The sequence below is a fragment of the Paenibacillus sp. Soil522 genome (assembly GCF_001428245.1).
GTDB lineage: Bacteria > Bacillota > Bacilli > Paenibacillales > Paenibacillaceae > Pristimantibacillus.
On record NZ_LMRV01000099.1, the window covers coordinates 1 to 23,341 of the forward strand.

The 23,341-nt window shown below is 49.5% G+C and carries 21 protein-coding genes and 2 pseudogenes; 16 read left to right on the forward strand and 7 right to left on the reverse strand.

Annotated elements, in window-relative coordinates; translation table 11 throughout:
• Window positions 1-84 precede the first annotated feature (84 nt).
• Together ASG81_RS26990 and ASG81_RS26995 are read left to right on the forward strand one after the other, a co-directional pair.
• Window positions 85-426: a transposase gene (locus ASG81_RS26990; protein WP_056641969.1), complete on the forward strand. Its 342-nt coding sequence runs from the start codon at window positions 85-87 to the stop codon at window positions 424-426.
• Window positions 420-1,262: pseudogene (locus ASG81_RS26995) on the forward strand (IS3 family transposase); the annotation flags it as partial. The gene ASG81_RS26990 and the pseudogene ASG81_RS26995, both read left to right, overlap by 7 nt.
• Before the next feature lie 166 nt (window positions 1,263-1,428).
• Here ASG81_RS26995 and ASG81_RS31495 read toward each other — a convergent pair.
• Together ASG81_RS31495 and ASG81_RS30445 are read right to left on the reverse strand one after the other, a co-directional pair.
• A complete protein-coding gene (locus ASG81_RS31495; protein ID WP_155971994.1) occupies window positions 1,429-1,590 on the reverse strand; it encodes a hypothetical protein in 162 nt (53 codons plus the stop codon).
• A gap of 80 nt (window positions 1,591-1,670) precedes the next feature.
• Window positions 1,671-1,817: pseudogene (locus ASG81_RS30445) on the reverse strand (DUF2905 domain-containing protein); the annotation flags it as partial.
• Between the two features lie 540 nt (window positions 1,818-2,357).
• Between ASG81_RS30445 and ASG81_RS27000 the strand changes: the two are divergent.
• Window positions 2,358-3,644 (forward strand): sensor histidine kinase, encoded by a 1,287-nt coding sequence (locus ASG81_RS27000; RefSeq protein ID WP_056641975.1) that lies wholly within the window; start codon window positions 2,358-2,360, stop codon window positions 3,642-3,644.
• A gap of 68 nt (window positions 3,645-3,712) precedes the next feature.
• On the opposite strand, the gene ASG81_RS27005 is transcribed toward ASG81_RS27000, so the two are convergent.
• The 3 genes from ASG81_RS27005 to ASG81_RS27015 all read right to left on the reverse strand — a co-directional run bounded on the left by ASG81_RS27005 (window position 3,713) and on the right by ASG81_RS27015 (window position 6,525).
• Window positions 3,713-5,632: a glycosyl hydrolase family 18 protein gene (locus ASG81_RS27005; protein ID WP_056641978.1), complete on the reverse strand. Its 1,920-nt coding sequence runs from the start codon at window positions 5,630-5,632 to the stop codon at window positions 3,713-3,715.
• A 195-nt stretch (window positions 5,633-5,827) separates the two neighbouring features.
• On the reverse strand, window positions 5,828-6,106 hold the full coding sequence (locus ASG81_RS27010; protein ID WP_200961628.1) for a YxcD family protein: 279 nt from the start codon (window positions 6,104-6,106) through the stop codon (window positions 5,828-5,830).
• A gap of 2 nt (window positions 6,107-6,108) precedes the next feature.
• Window positions 6,109-6,525 carry a hypothetical protein gene (locus ASG81_RS27015; protein WP_056641980.1) on the reverse strand — a complete coding sequence of 139 codons (417 nt, stop codon included), beginning with the start codon at window positions 6,523-6,525 and terminating at the stop codon, window positions 6,109-6,111.
• Between the two features lie 192 nt (window positions 6,526-6,717).
• Here ASG81_RS27015 and ASG81_RS27020 point away from each other — a divergent pair, with 192 nt between their 5' ends.
• Window positions 6,718-7,257, forward strand: coding sequence for a DUF309 domain-containing protein (locus ASG81_RS27020; RefSeq protein WP_056641983.1), 540 nt, complete (start codon window positions 6,718-6,720; stop codon window positions 7,255-7,257).
• A 26-nt stretch (window positions 7,258-7,283) separates the two neighbouring features.
• Here the strand turns inward: ASG81_RS27020 and ASG81_RS27025 are convergent, their stop codons facing one another.
• Both ASG81_RS27025 and ASG81_RS27030 read right to left on the reverse strand, forming a co-directional pair.
• Window positions 7,284-7,850 (reverse strand): beta-class carbonic anhydrase, encoded by a 567-nt coding sequence (locus ASG81_RS27025; RefSeq protein WP_056641987.1) that lies wholly within the window; start codon window positions 7,848-7,850, stop codon window positions 7,284-7,286.
• Window positions 7,847-8,179, reverse strand: a complete 333-nt coding sequence (locus ASG81_RS27030) for an iron-sulfur cluster biosynthesis family protein (RefSeq protein WP_056641988.1) — start codon at window positions 8,177-8,179, stop codon at window positions 7,847-7,849. The genes ASG81_RS27025 and ASG81_RS27030 overlap by 4 nt, the downstream gene beginning before the upstream one ends.
• A gap of 140 nt (window positions 8,180-8,319) precedes the next feature.
• Between ASG81_RS27030 and ASG81_RS27035 the strand changes: the two genes are divergently transcribed.
• The 12 genes from ASG81_RS27035 (at window position 8,320) to miaA (ending at window position 23,312) form a co-directional block, all read left to right on the forward strand.
• Window positions 8,320-9,834: a carboxypeptidase M32 gene (locus ASG81_RS27035; protein WP_056642498.1), complete on the forward strand. Its 1,515-nt coding sequence runs from the start codon at window positions 8,320-8,322 to the stop codon at window positions 9,832-9,834.
• Window positions 9,835-9,993: 159 nt separating this feature from the next.
• Window positions 9,994-11,004: an ABC transporter substrate-binding protein gene (locus tag ASG81_RS27040; RefSeq protein WP_056641991.1), complete on the forward strand. Its 1,011-nt coding sequence runs from the start codon at window positions 9,994-9,996 to the stop codon at window positions 11,002-11,004.
• Window positions 11,005-11,032: 28 nt separating this feature from the next.
• Complete coding sequence (locus ASG81_RS27045) at window positions 11,033-11,836, forward strand: ABC transporter ATP-binding protein (protein WP_056641992.1); 804 nt, start codon at window positions 11,033-11,035, stop codon at window positions 11,834-11,836.
• An 82-nt stretch (window positions 11,837-11,918) separates the two neighbouring features.
• Window positions 11,919-12,716 carry an ABC transporter permease gene (locus ASG81_RS27050; RefSeq protein ID WP_081417633.1) on the forward strand — a complete coding sequence of 266 codons (798 nt, stop codon included), beginning with the start codon at window positions 11,919-11,921 and terminating at the stop codon, window positions 12,714-12,716.
• A gap of 39 nt (window positions 12,717-12,755) precedes the next feature.
• Window positions 12,756-13,724, forward strand: a complete 969-nt coding sequence (locus ASG81_RS27055; RefSeq protein ID WP_056641995.1) for an aromatic acid exporter family protein — start codon at window positions 12,756-12,758, stop codon at window positions 13,722-13,724.
• 20 nt (window positions 13,725-13,744) lie between these two features.
• A complete protein-coding gene (locus ASG81_RS31500; protein ID WP_155971996.1) occupies window positions 13,745-13,921 on the forward strand; it encodes a hypothetical protein in 177 nt (58 codons plus the stop codon).
• Between the two features lie 416 nt (window positions 13,922-14,337).
• Complete coding sequence (locus ASG81_RS27060; protein ID WP_056641997.1) at window positions 14,338-14,901, forward strand: outer spore coat protein CotE; 564 nt, start codon at window positions 14,338-14,340, stop codon at window positions 14,899-14,901.
• A 176-nt stretch (window positions 14,902-15,077) separates the two neighbouring features.
• Window positions 15,078-16,454 (forward strand): putative amidoligase domain-containing protein, encoded by a 1,377-nt coding sequence (locus ASG81_RS27065; protein WP_162255078.1) that lies wholly within the window; start codon window positions 15,078-15,080, stop codon window positions 16,452-16,454.
• Window positions 16,455-16,717: 263 nt separating this feature from the next.
• Window positions 16,718-19,411 carry a DNA mismatch repair protein MutS gene (gene mutS / locus ASG81_RS27070; protein WP_056642007.1) on the forward strand — a complete coding sequence of 898 codons (2,694 nt, stop codon included), beginning with the start codon at window positions 16,718-16,720 and terminating at the stop codon, window positions 19,409-19,411.
• A 27-nt stretch (window positions 19,412-19,438) separates the two neighbouring features.
• Entirely contained in the window at window positions 19,439-21,550 is a 2,112-nt protein-coding gene (gene mutL, locus ASG81_RS27075; RefSeq protein WP_056642010.1) for a DNA mismatch repair endonuclease MutL, read from the forward strand.
• The gene (locus ASG81_RS27080; protein ID WP_056642013.1) at window positions 21,547-22,323 is read left to right on the forward strand and encodes a class I SAM-dependent methyltransferase; all 777 of its coding nucleotides are present in this window, start codon (window positions 21,547-21,549) and stop codon (window positions 22,321-22,323) included. The genes mutL and ASG81_RS27080 overlap by 4 nt, the downstream gene beginning before the upstream one ends.
• Entirely contained in the window at window positions 22,320-23,312 is a 993-nt protein-coding gene (gene miaA, locus ASG81_RS27085) for a tRNA (adenosine(37)-N6)-dimethylallyltransferase MiaA (RefSeq protein ID WP_442952966.1), read from the forward strand. The genes ASG81_RS27080 and miaA overlap by 4 nt, the downstream gene beginning before the upstream one ends.
• Window positions 23,313-23,341: the final 29 nt, after the last annotated feature.

Consider the following 23,341-nt stretch of genomic DNA (forward strand, 5'->3'; position numbering starts at 1 on the left):
TGGTATTATCCCCTTTAAGTAGACACTCTAAAAAAACCTCATGTTATCATGAAGGAAAGAGTGAACTTGGAGGGGATATTTTTTATGGCAAAACAAGGACAAGTGTTTCAGCAATATACGGAAGCATTCAAGTTAGCGGCAGTCAAAGCGTATGTTGAGGGATCTGAGAGCTATCAAGCAGTAGCAGAGAAGCTAGCCATTAGAAACTGCACTCAGTTAAAGGTGTGGGTAAAGAAATGGCGGAATGAAGAGGCATTCGATGTTCGTAAAGGTCTGTCGAGTCCACTAAAAGGACGACCACGTACARCCTTTGCCTCTGTGGAGGAAGAGCGAGATTACTTAAAAGCACAGGTGGACTATTTAAAAAAGCGGTATCCAAATCTGTTAAAGGAGACTGCCTCAGTCAGCAAGACAGCTATAAAGTAATTGAAGAACTACGTGACCTACACAGTGTCACACGTTTGCTAACCATTGCAGGTATACCCAGAGCCAGTTACTACAAGTGGAGAGCCACTCGGTCTCAACGTATCGACAAACAGACACGTGATCACGATCTCAAGACACATATGATGGCCATACACTTAGTGCATCCTTACTTTGGATATCCTCGAATGATGAACGCCTTGTGGGAAGAAGGTTATCGTGTAAATCACAAAAAAGTATGGCGGCTGATGAAAGAATGTGCGATCCAGTCCGTCATTCGAAAGAAACGAAACCATTCCAGTTATACCCCTTCTGTCATGTACCCAAACCGATTGAAGCGTCAATTCCATGCCATAGGGCCTGGACAGAAGATGGTCACCGATATTACGTACATCTCGGATGGYACGCGCTTTTATTACCTGTCGGCGATCCAGGACCTRTTCAACAATGAGATCGTGGCTTGGAAACTCTCCGAACGTAACGATGTCAAACTCGTATTGGATACGATTGATCAGTGGACAAAGAAAAAAGACGTCGCGGAAGCCGTGCTCCATTCGGACCAAGGCTTCCAGTACACGTCTCAAGCATACAACATACGGTTAGAAGCATTCAGCATCAAAGGCAGCCACTCTCGCAAAGCAACCTGCCTGGATAACGCGTGCATCGAATCCTTCTTTTCGCATCTCAAAACAGAGAAGTTGTATCTCCATCAGTGTAAATCAGAAGCTGAGATTCATCAAGCTATTGAGGAATACATCTATTTTTATAACTACCAACGATTTCAAGCCAAACTCAAACAGCGCGCGCCGATTGAGTATCGGCACGCGCTGGCAGCTTAGCTTTTTTCATCTGTCTACTTGACAGGGGTATGACCAACGATTTCAAGCCAAACTCAAACAGCGCGCGCCGATTGAGTATCGGCACGCGCTGGCAGCTTAGCTTTTTTCATCTGTCTACTTGACAGGGGTATGACCACAAGCAAAACCCGATCTGGTTTCTTTTGTTTCAAATGTTTTGTCCCTCATCAAAGTTATACTTCCACTCTAACCTACCATCAAGATTACAACCGCAATTTTTAAACCTGTCATAATCTTCTTCAGTTGCATCGTAGTTTATTGTCATTGTTGAACTGCATTGATTACATTCCCATATATACCATTTTTCCATATATCCCCCTCCTATTATTATGATCATTTCCAAAATCGAAAGTATATATAATAACAAAAAACGGAAAATTAAAAAAAGAGTCACTTGAAAAACCATCTCGCTATGGAAACAATCAATGACAATATAATGCTTATGACTATGCAAGTGACTATCGGGAAGTAGAACTTTACATTTCCCTTCTCGACAGCAATATCACCAGGTAGTCGTCCAAGGTTTATAAACCGTCCTATACCGATCTTTCAAGAAGCATGGAAAAAACCAGGCCGAGTTAAACTCGGCCTGGTTTCAGGTTTGGAGGAATTATTGCAGTTGAATGGGGAACATTCAGTGAGTGATTAATATCAGCAGACTCCGCCAAAAAATCCGCAGCTACATGCAATGATTACCAACAAAATGAATAGCACCAGAATAAAACCAATATTGTTATTAGCGCCGCCAACGATTCCAGACATTAAATATTCACCTCCGAAGTTTACTACCCTGTAGGTTATGCACGGTGTCTGCTTCATGTTTGGGTGTTTGTACTGGTTTTAATAGCCTAGATTAAATAAATAAAAACTTTGTCATTACGGGACGCCGAGACGATTCGATGGTCAAGAAGTGATGCGAACCTATACGAGCTAGCGATTTTTTGCTATATCACTTAGGACGTGCTATAAAAATAGTAATGATATACTTCTATTTTTTGTGTTATTATACATTTGTAATGTTTTAGTCCAAAAGCACTATACAAATATTGTAAAAGGAGAGGAAATCGATCAATAGATATGGTAAATCAATTGCTCATTCATCTTGTTATCATATTGTTTCCGATCTTTATCCAACAGTTTTTTTTCACACGTAAAAAAATATCTGATAGCATTCCCTCTCAGATTGTGAATGGATTAATGTTTGGCGCTTCGGCCATCCTTTGCATAGCCATGCCGGTTAATGTGCTTGGCAGTTTTCAAGGCGATTTAAGCAGCATTCCTATAATTATTTCAATAGTATATGGATCTGGCAAATATGTGCCGGGAACAATCGTCATTGTCGTTGCCGCTTTGTACCGCATATACTTAGGTGGTGATGCCGTATTATTAGCTACGGTTGCTTTACTGTTATGCGTAATTCCAAGCTTCTTTTTTGTTAAAACTTTTCAAAATTATTTAGCAAGAAAAAGAATATTCATTTGTTTGCTGTTATCGGCAAATACCGTAATTATCGGATTTATCATTCTTTTCCTATACATAGAGATCAATGATTATTCGCTAGAGAATCAAAAAAATTTCTATCTCATTCTTATTTTTTGGGGTGCAGTATCGTTCGTCGGGATGGGAATTTCCTCATTGCTTAAGGAGCATATCATTGAGACCAACTTACTAAAGCTTGAGCTGGAGCGCAGCGAGAAGCTGAAGATTGTAAGTCAAATCGCAGCATCTGTCGCACATGAAGTGCGCAACCCGCTAACGGTAGTCAAAGGTTTTCTTCAATTGCTCAAAGAGTCGGTGGATGACAAGAAGAAGGACTATTTGAAAATAGCGTTATCGGAATTGGAAAGAGCTGAATTTATTATCACCGATTATTTGAATCTGGCTAAGCCTCAGGCAGACCACCTTGAATTAATAGAGGTTTCGGGATTTCTGAGTAGCACGCTTGAGATCATGAACTCCTATGGATTGATTCAAAACGTTCAAATGCACCTAAACTGCAATCAAACCGATCTCTTCGTATGGGCGGATAAGCCGAAGCTTTCTCAAGTGATACTGAATTTAATCAAAAATGGCGTGGAAGCGATCCCAAATACGGGGGCAGTAACGGTAAACGCATATTATCGTAATGAGGAAATATTTATCGAGATCATCGATACAGGAAAAGGGATGACCAAGGAGGATTTGAACAACTTAGGTACGGCTTTCTATACAACAAAGGATACGGGCACAGGACTCGGCATTTTGGTGACCATTCGAATAGTTGAGGCATTAAACGGTAAAATCGTATTTGAAAGCGTATATGGCAAAGGTACGAAGGTTATCATCCGATTTCCGGCAGCAGAGCCGAGAAAATTAAAGTTATGATACATATGTAAAGGCCAGTTCAGAAAAATGCCCCCAATCTCGCATGCAGAGAACGGGGGCATTTGTCGTTATTTGATACGCAGCATCATCGTCCACAATTCAGAGCTTTCATAACCTAACCGCCAAGCCGCAACGCCTGCTAAATCGTAAGCTTTAGCGATGTCGATACGGGCTTTCACAGTACTTTCGGTTTCCGCCCAGAAGAGGTAAGTATAGCCGTCTTTGACGTACTTGTATTTCATCTGGCCTGATTCATTGTCAAATACGCCTTGAGCATTCGTATCGGCAATCAGCTTCGGTACTTCTTTCATGTAAATCGCGCGGTTCCCCACCAGCTTATTTGAACTGTCGAGCTTCCATTCCCTTACGTAGAACGGAATGCCAAGCATGAGCTTGCTCCGCGGAATACCGTAGCTTAGAAATTGCTTCACGCCTTCCTGGACCCATTTCAAGCCTGCGACGGAGCCGGGCGTATCACTGCCGCTCCAGTGCTCGTCATAGGCCATGATTATGATCGTATCCACAACAGCGGAGAGAGCAGCATGGTCGTAAGCGGTTACATGATTCCAGCTTAGGCTGCCTCTAGGCAGGTCAATGGATAGCTGCATTCCTTTCGCATGAACCGCTTTCGCAAGAGAGGTAACGAAGGTGGTGAAGGCGGTTCGATCGCTGCCGGCTACCTCTTCGAAGTCGAGATTAATGCCAGCTGCTCCAAGCTGCGCGAGCTTGGCGACGAGATTGCTAATAAACGCCTGCTGAGCAGCTTTATTTTTCAGAAAGTCTGTCGTCAGCTTCTTGTTGAATTGGTTATGAACGAGCGGCATTACTTTTATGCCTTGTTCCTTAAAGGCGCCCGCGACCGCGATATCCGATGTATCCGTTATAGAGCCGTCCGCAGCGGCAAGTTCAAACCAGGTCGGCGAGTCAATCGATAAACCCTGCGTATTCGCCACATGATTGACTACGGCCTCGCTGGTCGAGCTGCCATTCCAGCCCATATATACGAGGCGCTTTGTATTGCTCCATATCGTACGGCCTTCGGAAGTGCGGACCGTACTGTTAGAATAAGCTTTCGCGAAAGCTACGGCGCTGCTGCGCGTGTTAAACGCTCTTAATTTATTGTCTCCCTGGAAAACGGTTAAATAGGGAATGCCGGACCAATAAACGTTGCCTTTAAAGTAGACTTCAGCATTCGGCGTTTTCTTCGCAATGTGGACAGCTGCATCCAAGCTAAGTGAAGAGGTGACGATAACGCCATTTTTTTTGACCAAATAATTAGGTGCGTTCGAATGGACGATTTTGCCGGTTGCAACGTTTCGCACCTCACTGCCGGAAATGGGGGCAGAAGCGTTGATTGCATCGAAAAGGAAGGAATAGAGCGGTTTCTCTTCAACAGGCAAGCCGTCCACTGTAATCTGGTAGATTGGATTGGCTGCGCGCTGCGCTTTTTTTTGAGCATCGGTAAGGTTACCCCATACCCACTTGTTCGTCGTTAATTCGATAATGTGCGCGTTGCCCCATTTTTTGGCTTCCTGTTTAGCGGCGGCAAGTGTAAGGAAGGACCAATTCTCCCTCGTATTGTCGCCTTGGTACACCTTAAACTTCGCATAGGACTGATAGGTCCAACCGATGTTTTCTAAATCGCGAATATGTACGTTGTTTAGCTTCTTAGCGACGGTTAATGCTTTATCGTAAGAGCTAAATTCCCAATTTGGGTTGGTCTGGCCGTTCTGATAAATTTTGTACCGCGGGAAGTTGTCCCATACCCAGCTGCGGCCGGCAATCGTTTCGACATGGCTATACCGGAATTTGCCTGCATAAGCGATAGACTGCGGCTCCGTCGTAAATTCACGCAGCGCCTGGTCATTCTGATAGACACGGAACTTTGTCATTTGCATTGCTGCTGCGACTGTGATTCCGGCTGTACCTGTCATTACCGTTTGGAAAAATAATACCAGCAGCAAAGCGATGTTCAATTTTCTTCTCATAAGTTTGGCGAGCTCACTCCTCTCGTAGTCTAAAGGTTAGACGCAAGATGAGCAGGGAGGTTTCTTTAAATCTATCATTATTTCATTAGTAATTATTAGGAGGCTGATCGCTAACAGGAAAAAGCGCACAAAAAAACATCCTGGACCTGCTTTATCATTACTGATAAAGCAAGCCGCAGGATGCTTTCCTCGCGATTAATCGGAAATATCCGCCCAAAATTGTTCGTCCGCATCAAGCGTAATATTCGAACGGAACACGCGCCGATTATATTGCTTAAATATATATTGCTCGATAGCCTCGAGGATATTGGCTTCAATAATATATTGGCTGCGGCCGTTCACCCAAACTTCGGCCGTAAACCCATACTCTTCTTCCCAGGAGAGCTGCACTTCCACATCCGAAGGGCTTACGCCCCTGCGCTCAGCCATGCTATAGCAGATGGCGTTAATAATTTCATCCGTATATATACGCACGATTAGTAAGGTCTCCGTTGATCTGGCGGGTTACGCTTGCTGCGCAGATAAACGAACGCTACGCGGATAAGCATAATAACCGCGAAAATTGCGAGCAAATTAATCATCAAGCCAAGAATATTACCGAATGCGCCCAGGCCGGAGAACAAGCTGCCGAACATTAAGCCTGCCAGACCGCCGATCATCAAGCCTTTCATCAGACTGCCGCCGCCGAAAAATCCGGGTTTTGTTGTACCAGTTGTAGCACCAGTTTTCGTTCCCGGATTCGTTTGACTAACGTTATCCGATTTCTTTGGGGTTTGCGTATAGCTTTGCTTAGGAGATTTAAGGCCGCCCCTTGGTTTTGCATCGGCATACTGTCCGAACCCTAGCGTAAAAAATAGAGCTAATGCCAGTACAACCATGAATCCTTTTTTCATCTGTCTCTTCTCCTCCTGATATATGCTTCTAAAGCTAGTGCTAACAAGCTAAAATACGTCTAAAATAAACATTGGTTTCACTTATTCATATAGGATTGGTTTAAAGGTATGAAAGTATAAGCGACATATGCTAATATTTTTGTAAATGGCAACAAGACGAATGAATTATTTTCGCATGGCCGGGAGGATCTGATGATTACTTTTCCTAATGCTTATATATCCTATTTGGTGGAATTCCACGCTTCGCGAGATTATTTTGAATGCCATGAGCTGCTTGAGGAATATTGGAAGGAACATCCCGGAGACCCGTTTGCGAATACATGGGTGGGACTTATCCAGCTGGCGGTCGGACTTTATCATGAGCGGAGAGGCAATTTGCGGGGGGCAGCGAAAATGCTGGTGCAAGCAGAGCAAAAATTATCGTTATCGCCGCTGGAGAAGCTTGGAATTGATAAGGACAGCTTGCAAAAACAATTGATTCCGAGAATTGCTGCCTTGCAGGCGGAGGACGAGACGGTTTATTCTGACTTCAATCTTCGAATCATTAACGATGAGGTTTTTGCATTATGTAAGCAGGCTTGCAAAGATCGGGGGCTAGTCTGGGGCTCGCCAAGTCCGCTAGACGATGATTCGATCATTCACCGCCATACGAGGAGAGACCGTTCTGATGTAATTGCCGAAAGACTGAAAGCCTATACAGCAAAAAAACGGGAGCGTAACGGTCTGTCTTAACAGCCGTGATGCTCCCGTTTATGTGATTAGCCCTCAGGATAAGCAGAATCTACAAGCTCCAATTCACCCGTTTCCGAGTCGATGATTAATCCATGGACAAGAATGTTAGCCGGGAGCAGCGGATGATTTCGGATAATGCTCACGCTGTTCAAGACGCTGTCCCGAATATTATCGAGGCCTGTCAACCAGCGCATAAGATTGAGTCCGGAATGCTTCAGCGTTGTAATCGTATCGGCTGAAACGCCCCGTTCCTCCATATGCTGCATAATAAGCTCGGGGTTAATTCCGGTCATGCCGCAGTTCGTATGGCCGATGACGAATACTTCGTCTGTCTGCAGTTCATATAGGGAAATAAGGATGCTCCGCATAATATTACCAAAGGGCTGGGTGACGATAGCGCCGGCGTTTTTGATAATTTTGGCGTCTCCGTTTCTGAGGTTCATTGCCTTAGGAAGCATTTCCGTTAAGCGCGTATCCATGCAGGTGACAATGACCATCCGTTTATCCGGATATTTGCTTGTGGAGTATTTCTCGTATTCACGGTTTTCAACGAATTGCTTGTTATAGTTTAGGATTTCATCGATTTTGTTCATGCTGCACTTCCTTTGGTGATGAAGCGTAGGTGCAATGTATAGATTTGACTATCGCTCTTCAGACTAAAGCTGTTACGCTCCGTATTGTAATCTACGCGAAGCTGAGGCTCATAATAAACCTCATGCCGCGGTTCATACCAGAAGGGAAGGGGCTCGCCTTGCGCGAGCTTGTCGTCGACAGAAGGCTCACTTATTAGCTGAAGCGCAGGAACGCCGCTGACGACGCAGCCGCAGCCCTCCGTATCGTGGAGCAGCTTAAGCTGTTTTGTCCCGTCTTCTAAATAAGGGGATAACCGGTCCGTAGCTGCTTTGGAAAAAACAATATGCATATGGTTCCCTCTCTTTCTATCTATTGCACAGTATGTCTAGCAGGTTTAAGATGATTATAAGGATTGACATACGTAAGATCAAGTGAAGTTCCTATGAAAGGAACGCGGTTCCGAATCGAGAATAGGAAGGTGGAAAAATGATGTCGACAAAACATAACGATGCTCTGCAAAGCTTTACGGAAACGATTCGAAAAATAAAGAGCTATGACGAAGCACTCGGCGTTCTGTACTGGGATCTGCGCACCGGCGCGCCCCGCAAAGGGATGGATAATCGTTCCGAGGTCATCGGCGCTTTGTCCGCTGACCAGTTCAATCTGTCAACCTCGCCTGAGCTGGGAGAGTGGCTGTCCACGCTGGAGGAAAGCAAGGTTTATTCGAATCTCAGTGAAATCGAGCAGCGTCTAGTGACAGAGACTCGCAAGGAATATGACCGCAGCGTAAAAATTCCGCCGAAGCTTTATCAAGAATATGTAGTGCTATCCTCGCAATCCGAATCCAAGTGGGAGGAAGCCAAAGAAAATAATGATTATGCGGGCTTCCAGCCGTATTTGGAGAAAGTTATATCATACACGAATCAATTTATCGATCTGTGGGGTGCCAAAGCGACTCGTTATGATACGCTGCTTGATCAGTACGAGCCTGGGATGACGGTAGCAGAGCTGGACCAAGTATTCGGAGGCTTGCGTGAGCAGCTCGTACCGCTGGCAGCTGCAATCGCGAATTCGCCCCATCAGCCCGACACCTCATTCCTAAAGCAAAATTATGATAAACCGGCGCAAAAAGCATTTAGCTTATACATACTGGAGCAAATGGGCTATAGCTTCGAAGCAGGACGGCTGGATGAGAGCGTTCATCCATTCGCAACCGGTCTTAGCCCGGGTGATGTTCGGATTACGACGCGTTATTTGGAAAATGATGTTACGAGCGCTTTGTTTGGCACGATTCATGAGGGCGGTCATGCGCTGTATGAGCAAAACATTATGGAGGAGCTCATCGGCACGACACTCTGCACTGGAACTTCGATGGGCATCCACGAGTCACAATCCCGCTTCTGGGAAAATGTAATCGGCCGCAGCAGACCGTTCTGGAATCGTTATTTCGGCGAGCTTCAGAAGCGGTTTCCGGGTCAGCTGGATGTCAGCGTTGATCAATTTTATCGCGGGAATAACGTTGTGCAGCCATCGCTTATCCGTATTGAAGCAGATGAGCTGACCTACAATCTGCATATTATTATCCGCTACGAGATGGAGAAGCTCATCTTCAATGAAGGTGTGAAGGCAGCTGAGTTGCCTGCGATTTGGAACGATAAATATAAAGAGTACTTAGGCGTGACACCACCAAACGACGCGGAGGGCGTTCTTCAGGACGTGCACTGGTCGGGCGGCGCCTTCGGCTACTTCCCGTCCTACTCGCTCGGAAATATGTACGCTGCACAGATTGCCGATACGATGGAGCGGGAGCTTGAAGGCTTCTGGACGAAGGTTGGAAATGGCGAGTTATTGCCGATTAAGCAATGGCTGACTGAGCGGATTTACAAATACGGTAAGCTGAGAACACCTTCTGAACTTATTCAAAATGTAACGGGCAAGCCGCTTGATCCTCAGCATTTGGTCGCGTATTTAACGAAGAAATATACCGATATCTACAAGCTGTAGTGCTGGAGCGAAGCTTGCAGGAATGAATAGAAGGCAGTCCGGTCGTCCTTTGACGATGTGCGGGCAGCTTTCTTTTTTTTGTACACATTCACCGCCTAGAACACTGCCGCATAGGCTGGAGTACATTTATTAAACGCAATTGCGCGGGAGGGAAGAAACATGAAAAGACGAATGATGTGGTCACTGATGCTTACGGTAGCGCTCGTCATGTCTGCGGCTTTGGCAGGCTGCGGCAAAGGAGATTCGGAAAATGTGAAAATCCGAATTGGCGAAGTAACACGCTCGGTATTTTATGCGCCGGAGTATGTGGCGGTCGCGAAAGGTTTTTTTGAAGAGGAAGGTCTTGATGTGGAATTGACGACGACGCCGGGTGGCGACAAAACGATGACAGCATTGCTCTCGAATGTCATCGATGTTGCGCTTGTTGGCTCAGAAACGTCTATTTATGTGTATCAGCAGGGCACGGATGATCCGATTATTAACTTTGCTCAGCTTACGCAGACTGACGGCACGTTTCTCGTTGCCAGAGAGGCAGATGAAAGCTTCGATTGGAATTCGTTAAAAGGGAGTGTGTTCCTCGGACAAAGAAAAGGGGGCATGCCGCAAATGGCTGGCGAGTTTGCGCTGAAGAAGCTGGGAATCGATCCTAAGACTGATTTGGAGCTTATTCAAAACGTTGATTTTGCTAATATTCCTGCGGCCTTTGCATCAGGAACCGGCGATTATGTCCAGCTGTTCGAACCGACGGCTTCGATTTTTGAGAAGGAAGGCAAAGGCTATGTTGTCGCATCGTTTGGCGCTGAAAGCGGCCACCTGCCTTATACCGTCTTTATGGCGAAGCAGAGTTACATCAACAAGAACAAAAAAGCTATACAATCGTTTACGAATGCCATTTATAAAGCGCAGCTATGGGTAGAGAGCAACGATGCCGAGACGATTGCGGATGTTGTGCTTCCTTATTTTGAAAATGTAGATCGCGATATTCTCGTTAGCTCCATCGACCGTTACAAGCAGCAAGGCTCGTACGCAACTGATCCGATCATTGACGAAGCGGAATGGAATAACCTGCTCGACGTCATTACGACGGCAGGAGAGCTGGAAAAACGTACGGAGCATAGCGAGCTGGTAGACACCGGCTTTGCGGAAAAAGCGATCGAAGCGATGAAATAGACACGGGGCAAGAAACGGAGGCTTAGGCATGTCGCATGAACCGGTGCTTGAGCTGCAGCAATTATCACATGTTTATGTGAATGAAAAGGGAGCCTCGCTCGCGGTTGAGCAAATTGAGCTGACGGTTGACCGCGGGGAGTTTATTAGTCTGGTCGGCCCCAGCGGTTGCGGCAAGACGACGGTGCTTAGCTTGCTCGCCGGCTTGTTTCCTCCGACAAAGGGCCAAGTACTGTTAAACGGGGAGCGGGTTGCCGGCCCCTCGCCCAAGGTAGGCTATATGCTGCAGCAGGATTATTTGTTTCCATGGCGCACGATAAGTGAAAACGCCGCGATAGGGCTTGAGATCAGCGGCCGGAAGACGGAGAAGAGGCTTCAAGCCGTCGATGCGCTGCTCGGAGAGCTGGGCTTGCCTGAATCAGGCCGCAGATATCCGCATGAGCTGTCGGGCGGCATGAGGCAAAGGGTCGCGCTGGCAAGAACGCTGGCCACCGAGCCTGAGGTGCTTTTGCTCGATGAGCCGTTCTCCGCGCTGGATCTGCATATCAAGCTTCAGCTTGAGGAGTTGGTTCACCAGACGCTGAAGCGGCTTGGCAAAACGGCTGTGCTCGTGACGCATGATCTTGCCGAAGCGGCTGCGATGAGCGATCGCATCATCGTGCTCGGCCGCAACCCAGGCCATATACGCTGCGAGATGGAAATACCGGATGATATTCGCCGGGCAACGCCAATGGCGGCACGCAGGCTACCGGGCTTTCAAGAGCTATTTGAACGGTTATGGGCTGAGCTTGATAAGGAAGATATGGAAGGCGAAGGAGGTGGACAGAGTGGATGAACGCAGAAGGCCGGATCTTAGAAATGCGGAGAAGCCGGAAAGGGCGGCTGTTTCCGGTATACAGGAGGATCGCCTCTTTTGGATGAGCGAGCTTCATGTCCGCTTTAAAAAACGGAAGCGGCGGATAACGGCTGCTGTCGTTGCGACCCAAGCTGTCCTGCTTCTTCTATTTGTTAGCTTATGGGAAGCAGCGGGGCGAAATGATTGGATTGATCCCTTGCTGTTCAGCTATCCGTCCAAAATGTTTTTGCAGTTATGGAAGACGATGGCTGACGGATCCATTTGGCCGCATATTGGCGTGACGGTGACCGAAACGGCAGCAGGTTTTCTGCTTGGAACATTGCTGGGAACTGCGATAGCCGCTGCGCTGTGGTGGTTTCCATTTTTGTCGCGCGTATTTGATCCTTATTTGGTCGTTCTTAACAGTATGCCGAAGGTGGCGCTGGGTCCAATCTTTATTGTGGGGCTTGGTCCGGGATTTATGTCGATCGTGGCCATCACCTTGTCGGTGACCGTTATCATTACGACGTTAAACATATACAACCGTTTTCGAGAAATCGACTCCGGCTATATTAAGGTAGTCAGGCTGCTCGGAGCTTCCCGTTTCCAATTGTTCAAGCTCGTTATTTTGCCTGGCTCATTTCCCGTCATTATTTCAACCTTAAAGGTAAATGTCGGTTTGGCGTGGATTGGCGTCATCGTTGGCGAGTTTCTCGTCGCGAAGCTGGGTCTTGGCTATTTGATTATATACGGCTTTCAGGTATTCAATTTCACGCTGGTCCTGTCAAGCCTGATTGTTATTGCGGTAGTTGCAACAGTTATGTATCAGCTCGTTGCCGCGCTCGAGAGACGGTTGACGGCAGGCTGGCGCGAGCGGTAGGATGTAGAAATAAAATCCTACTGTTCGCGAGGTTATTTCATGGGCATTCGTATTATCAAAACGGCGTTAGCCACCATCGCAGCTATTTATACCGCCGTTTATCTGGGACTGGAGCCGCCTCTTGGAGCCGGTATTCTCGCGATACTCGGCGTCGAAGTGACGAGAATGAAAGGGCTGAAGAGCGCATTCGTCCGATTTATCGCCTCCGTGCTCGGACTTTTTTTTGCATCGCTTATTTTTACCTTGTTCGGCTTTCAGATATGGGCGGTTGCTTTATTTATTCTCATCACTTTTCCTGTATTATCGCGATTTCAATTAAAGGATGGCATTGTCACAAGCTCGGTTATCGTCTTTCATTTGTTTAATCGGGCCGAAGTGACGACGGGGATTATCGGCAATGAGATTTTGCTGCTGTTCACCGGTCTCGGATGGGCGACGATCGTGAACATTATTTACATGCCGAAGGATGAGCATCAACTAGGCTTTTACCGCTCAGCGATCGAGCGAAGCTTTGGCGTTATTTTTCAAGAGATGGCGCTCACGCTGCGCAATCCAGCGCATGTGTGGAACGGCGGGGAAATATTAGAAGCCTACAATGCGATCGAGGAAGGCGCGCTTCGCTCCGTCCGCAACCGGGAGAATCGGCTTTGGGGCCAGGAGCAGTATTGGTCTACTTACTTCGAAATGAGACGGCAGCAGCTTGAATCGGTGCAGCAGATGCTCGTCGAGCTGGCGTTTGTATTCGAGAAATTCCCTCAGGCAGTCATGATTGCCGAATTGCTTGATCAGCTTTCGAGCGATGTGAAATCGGATGTGTACGAAGGCAACGTCGAAGAACGGATATTCGAGCTGGCGCAATTATTCCGTGCGATGGAGCTCCCAAAATCACGGGATGAGTTCGAAATTCGCGCAGCACTTCTCATGCTGCTCCGTGAGCTGGAGAGGTATATAAGCATTGCGAAGCGATTAAAAAAAAGAAAAGTCATGTCGTCCGAACTTCAGCCATAGAATGTAGAGGGAAAAATTCGTTGCGAGGCAAGCGTAAACGGCTGGCGACGACTAGGGGAGGCGCAGCTATCGTTTCGCGCAGAAATGCAAGCGTGATTATTAGGGAGAAACCTGTAACGTCTTGCAATTCAAGCGTAAACGGCTGGCGGAGACTAGGGGTGACGCAGCTATCGTTCCGCGTAGAAATACAAGCGTGATTATAGGGAGGAGCCTGTAACGTCTTGCATTTCAAGCGTAAACGGCTGGCGGCGGGCTAGGGGAGGCGCAGCTATCGATTCGCTCAGAAATGTAAGTATGTTTATAGGTGAGGAATCTATAATATCTTGTATTTTCAAGCGTAGATGGCCGGCGGCGGCTAGTAGCGGCGCAGCATACGTTTAGCTGAGAAATATAAGCACCGTTATAAGTGTGAGACTTATGTATTCTTATATATCAAGCGTAACGGCTGCATCCGGCCTTGTACGGTTCTAGCCTTTCGTTCCGCAAAGATCTATATGGATCGCTATAAGTATGAAACTTATATAATCTTATATTTCGAGAAAATTAACAGTCACCCTAGACGAATGTCCTGCATACACTTTAAATGAATGATTGTATGGAGGAGGTTAAATCAATGACTATTGCAGATAAACAGCTCCAGTACAGAGAAATAATTACGAAAGCTGTCTGCGGCAAAGGTCGTAAGTTTTCCACTGTAACCCATACCGTAACACCGCCTCATCATCCGACCAGTATTTTGGGAGCATGGATAATCAACCATCAATATGAAGCGGTTCGTTCGGGCGACGGCATTGAGGTAATTGGTACTTACGATATCAACATTTGGTATTCGTACAGCAAAAACTCGCAAACAGACGTAGCTAAGGAATCCGTGCATTATGTCGAGCATGTCAACCTCTCCTATGTAGATCCGAAGCATCGGCCTTCTACAGTGGAAGTGTCAGCCGACGTGATACAGGAGCCGAACTGTATCGAAGCGAATATTTCTTCGAACGGCTCCAGTGTGGTGATTCGTGTAGAACGTGAGTTTTCGGTGGAGCTAGTTGCCGAGACTAAGGTTTGCGTGGCAGTACTTCCAGGCGGTTGCGGCGACCTGGACGGCAAGGATCTGGAATTCAGCCTCGGCGATAACGATTATGAGGATTTGGATCCGGATTTGCTGGACGAAGAGCTTTAAGCAAGCCGGGAAGCTTTGCTGTCAAGGTATCATATGCTGCGTGAGCAGCAAATTCGAGGGCGAAAGCCCTCTTTTTTTTGGAAATTTTTTCAGGCGTAAAATCACTCCGACAAAAATGACTAAAGGCGGGAAGCATGATGGCTTCGACGTGGATATGGAGGGGCAGCTACGACAGGTTGGAGAAGGTTACATATCATGAAAATGGTCTGCATGTCTCAGGGGAACGAAACGGGCAGCCGCTGCATGCGCAGCCATGGACCGAAGTGAAGGCAGGCGATGCGGTGATCGCATGGTCGGATGCCCGTTCGATCGATTGCAGCCGTTTTAAAGGCGCCTGGGTGCTTAATATTAATGGTCACATAGCCATAAAGCTGTCAGAAGCAGAGAAGCAGCGGATTTGGCGCCGGGCCGGCCTTTGCGGCGGTCCTAAGGCTGAGAGTGAGCGTTTGTATCGCATCGGCATTGTTCATTTGGAGCCGGTGGAAATGGTGCGCATTGACGTCTCGGGAAAAACGGTGCAAGGAAAGCCGCTGCTGCCTGCGGGTACTGGCGGCTGGCCGGAGGATCCGGCAATGCGGCGAGTGATTCATACTGCCGTTTCGGCGCTGTATGCGTTAGGCCTCGATATCGGCGAGGCCGTGATCTCGCTTGGCGGGGACGGGCGCACAGCCGTCCGCACCGCTTGGCCGAAGCTGAGTGATACGAGGCTGGAGGCGGCAGTGCTGCGGCGATTCGCCGCTTGGCATGCGGCGGCGAGAGCGGAGGCTGTGGGTCGGCAGCTGCTTATTGGCGCCGATCCGGAGTTTGTGCTTGTGACGCCGGCGGGGAAGGTGGCTTCGGCGTCGCGGTTTTTTGGAGCTGGCGTCGGCGGGGCAGCAGGGACCGACGCCGTGCTTGTCGGGCGGCGGCTGTTCTATCCCGTCGCCGAGCTGCGGCCCGAGCCGGCAGATAGCCCGGCCGCGCTCGCCGCGAACGTGCGGCGGCTGTTGCTGCGCGCCGCCGAACGCATCAGCGACCCCGCATTGCGCTGGGCCGCAGGAGCGATGCCCGTGCCGGGGCTTGCGCTCGGCGGGCACATCCACATCAGCGGAGCGCCGCTTACAAGCCGCTTGCTCCGCTTGCTCGACAGCTACGCGGCATTCCCGCTCGCTCTTATCGAGGACCCCGCAGGGCGGGCACGCCGTCCCCGTTACGGTACGCTCGGGGACTTTCGCCAGCAGCCGCATGGCGGGTTCGAATACCGGACGCTGCCGAGCTGGCTCATCTCGCCGGCAGCGGCAAAGGCTGCCTTCGCTGTGGCGCTGCTATGCGCTCGCGAGGCGCTAAACATCGACTACATTCCTGCTCTGGATGAGCGGTATGCAGAAGCCTATTATGCCGGCGACCGCTCCGGGCTGGCCGGCTGCTTAGACGGCCTTGCCGCATCCATCTCCGCCACTCCCGGCTACGACGCGCTCGCTCGCTTTATCGAGCCGTTGTTCGAGGCTGCGCGGCGCGGCACGACATGGGATGAGAGCTCGGATATTCGCGTCAAATGGCGGATACCCCAATAAACGTCGTTCAGCAAGTAATAAAACTCAAAATACGGGCGCCTACAGTTGAAAGTAAATCTATGGCGCCCTCTTTCGTTTTTCGTTCCGAAGCGAGTTCACCGTTTTCGCTTATGGCGCACATCTGTTCCGCTTGTTATAATGGGTATCTAATGTTTATTGCGGGGGATACAAGGCTTAAGTGGACTTGCGCATGTAATTAACGATATTAAATATTGAGATTCGGACGAAGCGTCAGGATATAAACGTTTTTGAGGAGGATCGGAATGGCTGGATATACTCCAATGATTTTGCAATATCTCGCGATAAAAGAAGAAGCGAAGGACGCATTTTTATTTTTTCGATTAGGCGATTTTTATGAAATGTTTTTTGATGATGCGATAGCGGCTTCCCGTGAGCTGGAAATTACGTTGACCGGCAGGGAGGGCGGAGGCGAGCAAAAAATTCCAATGTGCGGGGTGCCGTATCATTCCGCTGAAAACTATATTAGCAGACTGGTGGATAAAGGGTATAAAGTAGCGATTTGCGAGCAGGTTGAGGACCCGTCAGCTTCAAAGGGCGTCGTGCGCCGGGAAATCGTGCGCATTATTACGCCAGGTACGGTTATGGAATCGAAGGCGCTGGAAGGCAAAGCTAATAACTTTATCGCGGCAATCGTTCGCGTAAGCGGAGTACTTGGGCTTTCCGCTTGCGATTTATCGACAGGCGAGCTTTATGTGACGTCGTTTCCTGAGCATATCGAAGCGTTGATTGATGAAATAAACGTCTATCAGCCCTCCGAGCTTGTGGGCGATGGCCAGCTGCTGGAACTCGTTCAAGCCGCGGCGGTTTGGAATAAGCAGCTGCTTCTCACGGCGCGCGAGCCGATGGCCGCAGACAAGCTGTCGGAGCAATTCGGGGAGAGCGAGCTTGCCAAAATAACGGGAGCACGGCTTCTTGCCGTTAGCGTCCTGACTGGATATTTGGAGGAAACGCAGAAGCGTTCCCTAGGGCATGTGCGCACGATAACAAGCTATGAGCCTAATCAGTATATGATTTTGGATCATTATACAAGAAGAAATCTGGAGCTTACCGAAACGGTTCGCGACCGCAACAAGAAGGGCTCGCTTTTATGGCTGCTGGACCGCACGCAAACGTCGATGGGCGCGCGCTTGCTGCGCCGCTGGATTGATAAGCCGCTGCTAAGCAGCGCTGCTGTAGAAGCCCGCTTGGATGCGGTCGAAACCTTATATCTTGATTTCATTTTAAGAGACGATATCCGTAAGGAGCTGCAGCCCATTTATGATCTCGAGAGGCTGGTCGGCAGAGTGGCCTTCGGCAGTGCGAACGGACGCGATCTGAATGCGCTCCGCAGCTCCCTTCGCCGAATTCCGCAGCTGACGGATCTGTGCGAGCAATCCGGCTCAGCGGTGCTGCAGGCGCTCGTTGTGGGAACAGACAAATGCTCTGATTTAGCTGACCTTATCGAAACTGTGCTTGTCGACGAGCCTCCGGTTACCATTCGGGAGGGCGGGCTTATCCGTCCGGGCTATGACGCGTACTTGGATCAATTGAGAGAAGCGAGCACGAACGGAAAGAAATGGCTGGCAGAGCTTGAGCGCCAAGAGCGCGAGGCTACCGGCATCAAAAATTTAAAAATTGGCTATAACCGAATTTTCGGCTACTATTTGGAGGTTTCCAAAGCGAATTTGTCCAGCTTGCCGGAAGGCAGATACGAGCGCAAGCAGACGCTTGCTAATGCCGAGCGGTTCGTAACGCCGGAGCTGAAAGAGAAGGAAAGGCTGATTCTCGAGGCGGAGGACAAAATGGTCGATTTGGAGCATGAGCTGTTTACCCGGCTCCGGGATCATTTGTCTCTTCACCTGCACCGGCTTCAGAAGGCAGCCGCAATCATCGCCGAGCTTGACGTGTACCAATCGTTAGCGACGGTCAGCGCGGAGCGCCGTTTTTCCCGCCCGCAAATAACAGAAGGCTACGATTTGCACATTGCGGAAGGGAAGCATCCGGTCGTTGAAGCGATGATGGATGGAACGCCTTTTATTTCGAACGGCACGGGGCTTCACAAGGACAAGCAGTGGATGCTGCTTATTACAGGCCCGAATATGGCTGGCAAAAGCACGTACATGCGCCAAGTTGCGCTTATTTGCATTATGGCTCAAATGGGCTGCTTCGTCCCTGCCAAGTCGGCTGTTATTCCGCTTATCGACCGTATTTTCACCCGGATAGGCGCAGCTGACGATCTCATAGGCGGTCAAAGCACGTTCATGGTGGAGATGAAAGATATTCAGCTGATGACAGAGAAGGCAACGGCTAACAGCCTCGTTATTATCGATGAGCTTGGCCGCGGCACTTCGACCGGCGAAGGAATGGCGATCGCGCAGGCGGTAATCGAGTATGTCCATCATCATATCGGCTGCAAAGCGCTCGTGTCGACGCATTTCCATGAGCTGGCTCATCTTGAGGATTCTTTGCCGTCGCTTACGAATGCACGTATGGCAGTCGAAGAAAGCGGCGATAATGTAACGTTTCTGCGAAAGCTCATTCCCGGCGCAGCGAGCACCAGCTACGGCATATATTGCGCTCAATTGGCCGGCCTGCCGCAGTCTATTATTGGCAGAGCCTACGAGCTGCTTGATGAGACGGCTGCCGTCAATCCTCCCAAGGCAGCAGCAGCTGCAGCGGCTAATGGCTCTCAGCGCTCTTATTCATATGCGCAGCAGCCTTCCTTGTTAACGGAGGAGAGGAAGGAAGCCGTGATGGCTGCGGAGCCGCGCGGGATCGTACAGCTTTCGATATTTGATGAGCCTGCCGCCGCTAAGGAAGCTGAGCCTGCACGCAGGAAATCAAATCCGAAGGCCGAGCAGCTCGCGGAGCAGCTGCGGAAGCTGGATTTGTTTAACTTAACGCCGATGCAAGCGATGCAATGGCTGAATGATATGAAGAGTAAATTGAACGACTAGCCAAGCGGAAGGGGGAACGGTAACGTCATGGGAAAAATCAAAGTGCTGGACGAGCAGCTTGCCAACCAAATAGCCGCAGGCGAAGTGGTCGAACGACCGGCATCGGTCGTAAAGGAGCTTGTCGAGAACGCGGTCGACGCTGGCAGCACAACGGTTGATATTATGATTGAAGAAGGCGGTTTGTCGCTAATAAGAGTCATCGATAACGGCTACGGCATAGAGGCTTCTGACATCGTTACAGCGTTTCAGCGTCATGCGACGAGCAAAATATTGACGAGCAGCGATCTCTTTCGCATTGCGAGTCTAGGCTTTCGGGGGGAAGCGCTGCCGAGTATTGCCGCTGTTTCCCGGCTGCAGTGCATCTCATCGGAGACATCTACGGGACTTGCGCGCCGCATCGTTATTGAAGGCGGCAAGCTCACGATAGATGAACCGGCGAATGCGCCGCAAGGAACGGAAATGACCGTGCGTGATTTATTTTACAATACGCCCGCGCGTCTTAAATATATGAAGGCTATTCAAACCGAGCTTGGCCATATTTCTGATTATATTAACCGGATCGCGCTTGCTCACCCTGGCATTGCCTTTACATTCAAGCACAACGGAAACGTGCTGCTGCGTACGCTCGGGACTGGCGACAGGCTGCAGGTCATTGCCGCTGTATATGGTTCTAATACGGCAAAAATTATGCTGCAAGTAGAAGCGGAAACCGCCGATTACGAGCTGCGCGGCTACATTTCGAAGCCTGAGCTGACACGGGCCAATCGGAACGGAATTACCGCGATCGTTAACGGACGCTACATACGCAGCCATACGATCAATCAATCGTTGCTGCAAGCGTACCACACGCTTCTTCCAATAAATCGTTTTCCGCTGGCGATATTGGAGCTCGGCATGCATCCAAGCTTGCTTGATGTCAACGTCCATCCGTCCAAGATGGAGGTCAGATTCAGCAAGGAGCCGGAGCTCCGCACCATGATTGAGGAAGCTGTAAAAGCTGTGCTCGGACGCCAGCGTCATATTCCGGGTCCGGAATCAAGCAGCAGGCTGGAGCGCTCCAAGCCATTGTTCGTACAGGATGCCATTTCGTTTCACCGTCCAGAGCCGGCAGCAGAGTCCTTCAAGCCGTATCAGCCGACAGAGACGAAAAAAGCGTCTGCAATCCCTTACAAGGCACCGGTCATTGATCGGGAGTTCGTTCCCCGGAATGCAGCAGAGAAGCTTTATGCGCCGCCAGTCCAGGATGCGGAAGCTCTCGCCGTTCGCGAGGTATCTGCGCCTTGGGAGCAAGCCGCATCAACCGTCACCGATGCGGTTAAACCAAATATAGATCAAAAGGCTGAACTGTTAAAACAATCTCTGAAAACAGATACATCTGTTTGGATACAAGCTGATCCAGAAGCAGAGCAGGCTGAATATCAGAATGAGCCATTTGAAGCGCTGCCGCAAGCTCCGGAAAGTGCTGCCGGTGATACCGGCACATTTGAACCGGCTGCTGCAGGAGCTCCGGAAGCTCGGCTGCCGGCTGATGATGACGCTGCGGAGCAGCCTTCGTTTCCTGAACTGTACTGGATCGGTCAGCACCATGGCACCTATATCGTTGCGCAGTCTCAGGATGGTCTCTATCTGATCGATCAGCATGCGGCGCATGAGCGCATTAATTATGAATATTATTTTCACAAATTCGGCAATCCTGAAGCGGCCAGCCAGCAATTGCTCGTTCCGCTGACGCTTGAATTTACGACGGGAGAGGCCTCTCAGCTGCGGGACCTTATTCCTATGTTTGCACAAGCGGGGGTCGAGCTGGAGCCATTCGGCGCGCAGACGTTTCTCGTCCGTTCATACCCCGAATGGATGCCGCAGGGCGAGGAGCAGTCTTTGCTTGAGGAGATGGCGGAGCTGCTCATTACCGAGCGGAAATCCATTGATATCGGCAAGCTGCGGGAGAAAGCGGCCATCATGTGCGCATGCAAAGCATCGATCAAGGCGAATGACCGGATGAACCGCGAGGAAGGCGAGACCTTGCTTGCCAGGCTTGCGAATTGCAAGCAGCCGTACACCTGCCCGCATGGCCGTCCTATCATTGTGCATCTATCGACCTACCAGCTGGAAAAAATGTTTAAACGGGTGATGTCGTGATCGTCACAACGACGGCTAAGCCGTCTGCACGCGCATTAGAGCAAGCCGGACGGCTGTCAGCTGAGCTTTCAGCTGCGCTTAAAACACGCGGTAATTTAACTGTCAATAAGCTGATGACACTAAGCCGGGATAAGCGATTAATCGTAGTGACCGAGGAAGAGGTCCGCTATTATGACGGACAATCAGATACACCGCTTTATTTTCACCCCAGCATGGCGTTCGTTCGAGTGAAGCGTTTGCGCCGCGGCGAAACGGATCCGCTCATTCAGCTTTCCGGCTGCAAAGAGGGGGATCGGATTATCGACTGCACAGCGGGTCTGGCTTCGGATTCGCTCGTATTCTCTTATGCCGCTGGACCTACGGGCGCCGTCACGGCAATCGAAAGCGAGCCCGTGCTGTGCGCGCTCGTTCGCGAGGGTTTGGCAGGCTATCAGACAAGCCTTCCGGATGTGAATGAAGCGATGAGGCGCATTGAGATGAAATGTGTCCATCATATGGAATATTTGACGGGATTGCCTGATAAAAGTGTCGATATCGTTTATTTCGACCCGATGTTCAGGCAGCCGATAAACGAGTCGAGCTCGATGGAGCCGCTTCGTTCAATCGCCAATATGGACGCTTTATCCGGCGAGGTTATCGAACAGGCGAAGCGGGTTGCCCGCAAAAGCGTAGTTCTTAAGGAGCATCAAGCTAGCGGAGAGTTTGCGAGACTTGGCTTCGAGCGCCGGCATGTGAATACTTCGAAAATCGCATATGGAGTGATACAGCTTTGAGTGAAGAAATAAACGGTACGCAGCCAGTCAATGAAAGGCAAAATTTGAAGAAGCAGCCGCTTCTCGTTCTCATCGGCCCGACAGCGGTAGGCAAGACGCGCATGAGCCTCGATATAGCTAAAGCCTGGAATGCCGAAATCATTTCCGGGGATTCGATGCAGGTTTATCGCGGGATGGATATCGGGACGGCCAAAATCCCGTTAGAAGAGCGTGAAGGCATTCCGCATCATCTTATCGACATTTGCAATCCGGATGAAGCTTATTCCGCCGCTGATTTCCAAGCAGGCGCGGCACTTGCCATCGAGCAAATCGCTGAAAGGGGAAAGCTGCCTTTTATCGTTGGAGGAACAGGCCTGTATGTAGAGTCGGTATGTTACCAATTTCAGTTTGCGGATATCGGTTCCGACGAGGCTTTCCGGCAGGAGCAAGAGCGCTTTGCGGCTGAAAACGGCGCAGAGGCTCTGCATGAGCGGTTAGCTGTGATTGACCCTCCGGCAGGAGAGCGGCTGCACCCGAATGATCTTAGGCGCGTTATTCGGGCGCTTGAGGTTTATCATCTGACGGGTCAGACTTTTTCCGAGCAGCAAGCAGGCCAAACGAAGGAGTCGCCATACGAGCTTTGCATGATCGGTTTGACTATGGACCGTGCGGAGTTGTATCGTAGAATAGAGCAGCGGGTAGATTTGATGATGGAGCAAGGGCTAGTAGAAGAGGTGAGGCAGTTACTGGAAAGAGATTTGCCGCCTGCCGCTGTTGCGATGCAGGGTCTTGGCTACAAGGAGATTGCGGATTATTTGCGTGGAAATTGCTCGCTGGAAGCAGCGGTTGAGCGGCTCAAGCGGGATACACGAAGGTTTGCCAAACGACAGCTCTCATGGTTTCGCCATATGAAAGACATTCATTGGATCGACATGGGGGAAAATTTTCACAACAATTTGCAAACCGTTCATGGTATACTAGCAGGAAAGTTTCAAGTTAATCTTGAATAAACTTCTAATCAATCTTTTTAAGACGGGGG

Bases quoted from the DNA above. Each gene is read 5' to 3' on its own strand.
- ASG81_RS31495 (WP_155971994.1), bottom strand. From the start codon at position 1,590: ATGGAAAAATGGTATATATGGGAATGTAATCAATGCAGTTCAACAATG.
- ASG81_RS27000 (WP_056641975.1), top strand. From the start codon at position 2,358: ATGGTAAATCAATTGCTCATTCATCTTGTTATCATATTGTTTCCGATC.
- ASG81_RS27005 (WP_056641978.1), bottom strand. From the start codon at position 5,632: ATGAGAAGAAAATTGAACATCGCTTTGCTGCTGGTATTATTTTTCCAA.
- ASG81_RS27015 (WP_056641980.1), bottom strand. From the start codon at position 6,525: ATGAAAAAAGGATTCATGGTTGTACTGGCATTAGCTCTATTTTTTACG.
- ASG81_RS27020 (WP_056641983.1), top strand. From the start codon at position 6,718: ATGATTACTTTTCCTAATGCTTATATATCCTATTTGGTGGAATTCCAC.
- ASG81_RS27025 (WP_056641987.1), bottom strand. From the start codon at position 7,850: ATGAACAAAATCGATGAAATCCTAAACTATAACAAGCAATTCGTTGAA.
- ASG81_RS27030 (WP_056641988.1), bottom strand. From the start codon at position 8,179: ATGCATATTGTTTTTTCCAAAGCAGCTACGGACCGGTTATCCCCTTAT.
- ASG81_RS27035 (WP_056642498.1), top strand. From the start codon at position 8,320: ATGTCGACAAAACATAACGATGCTCTGCAAAGCTTTACGGAAACGATT.
- ASG81_RS27040 (WP_056641991.1), top strand. From the start codon at position 9,994: ATGAAAAGACGAATGATGTGGTCACTGATGCTTACGGTAGCGCTCGTC.
- ASG81_RS27045 (WP_056641992.1), top strand. From the start codon at position 11,033: ATGTCGCATGAACCGGTGCTTGAGCTGCAGCAATTATCACATGTTTAT.
- ASG81_RS27050 (WP_081417633.1), top strand. From the start codon at position 11,919: ATGAGCGAGCTTCATGTCCGCTTTAAAAAACGGAAGCGGCGGATAACG.
- ASG81_RS27055 (WP_056641995.1), top strand. From the start codon at position 12,756: ATGGGCATTCGTATTATCAAAACGGCGTTAGCCACCATCGCAGCTATT.
- ASG81_RS27060 (WP_056641997.1), top strand. From the start codon at position 14,338: ATGACTATTGCAGATAAACAGCTCCAGTACAGAGAAATAATTACGAAA.
- mutS (WP_056642007.1), top strand. From the start codon at position 16,718: ATGGCTGGATATACTCCAATGATTTTGCAATATCTCGCGATAAAAGAA.
- mutL (WP_056642010.1), top strand. From the start codon at position 19,439: ATGGGAAAAATCAAAGTGCTGGACGAGCAGCTTGCCAACCAAATAGCC.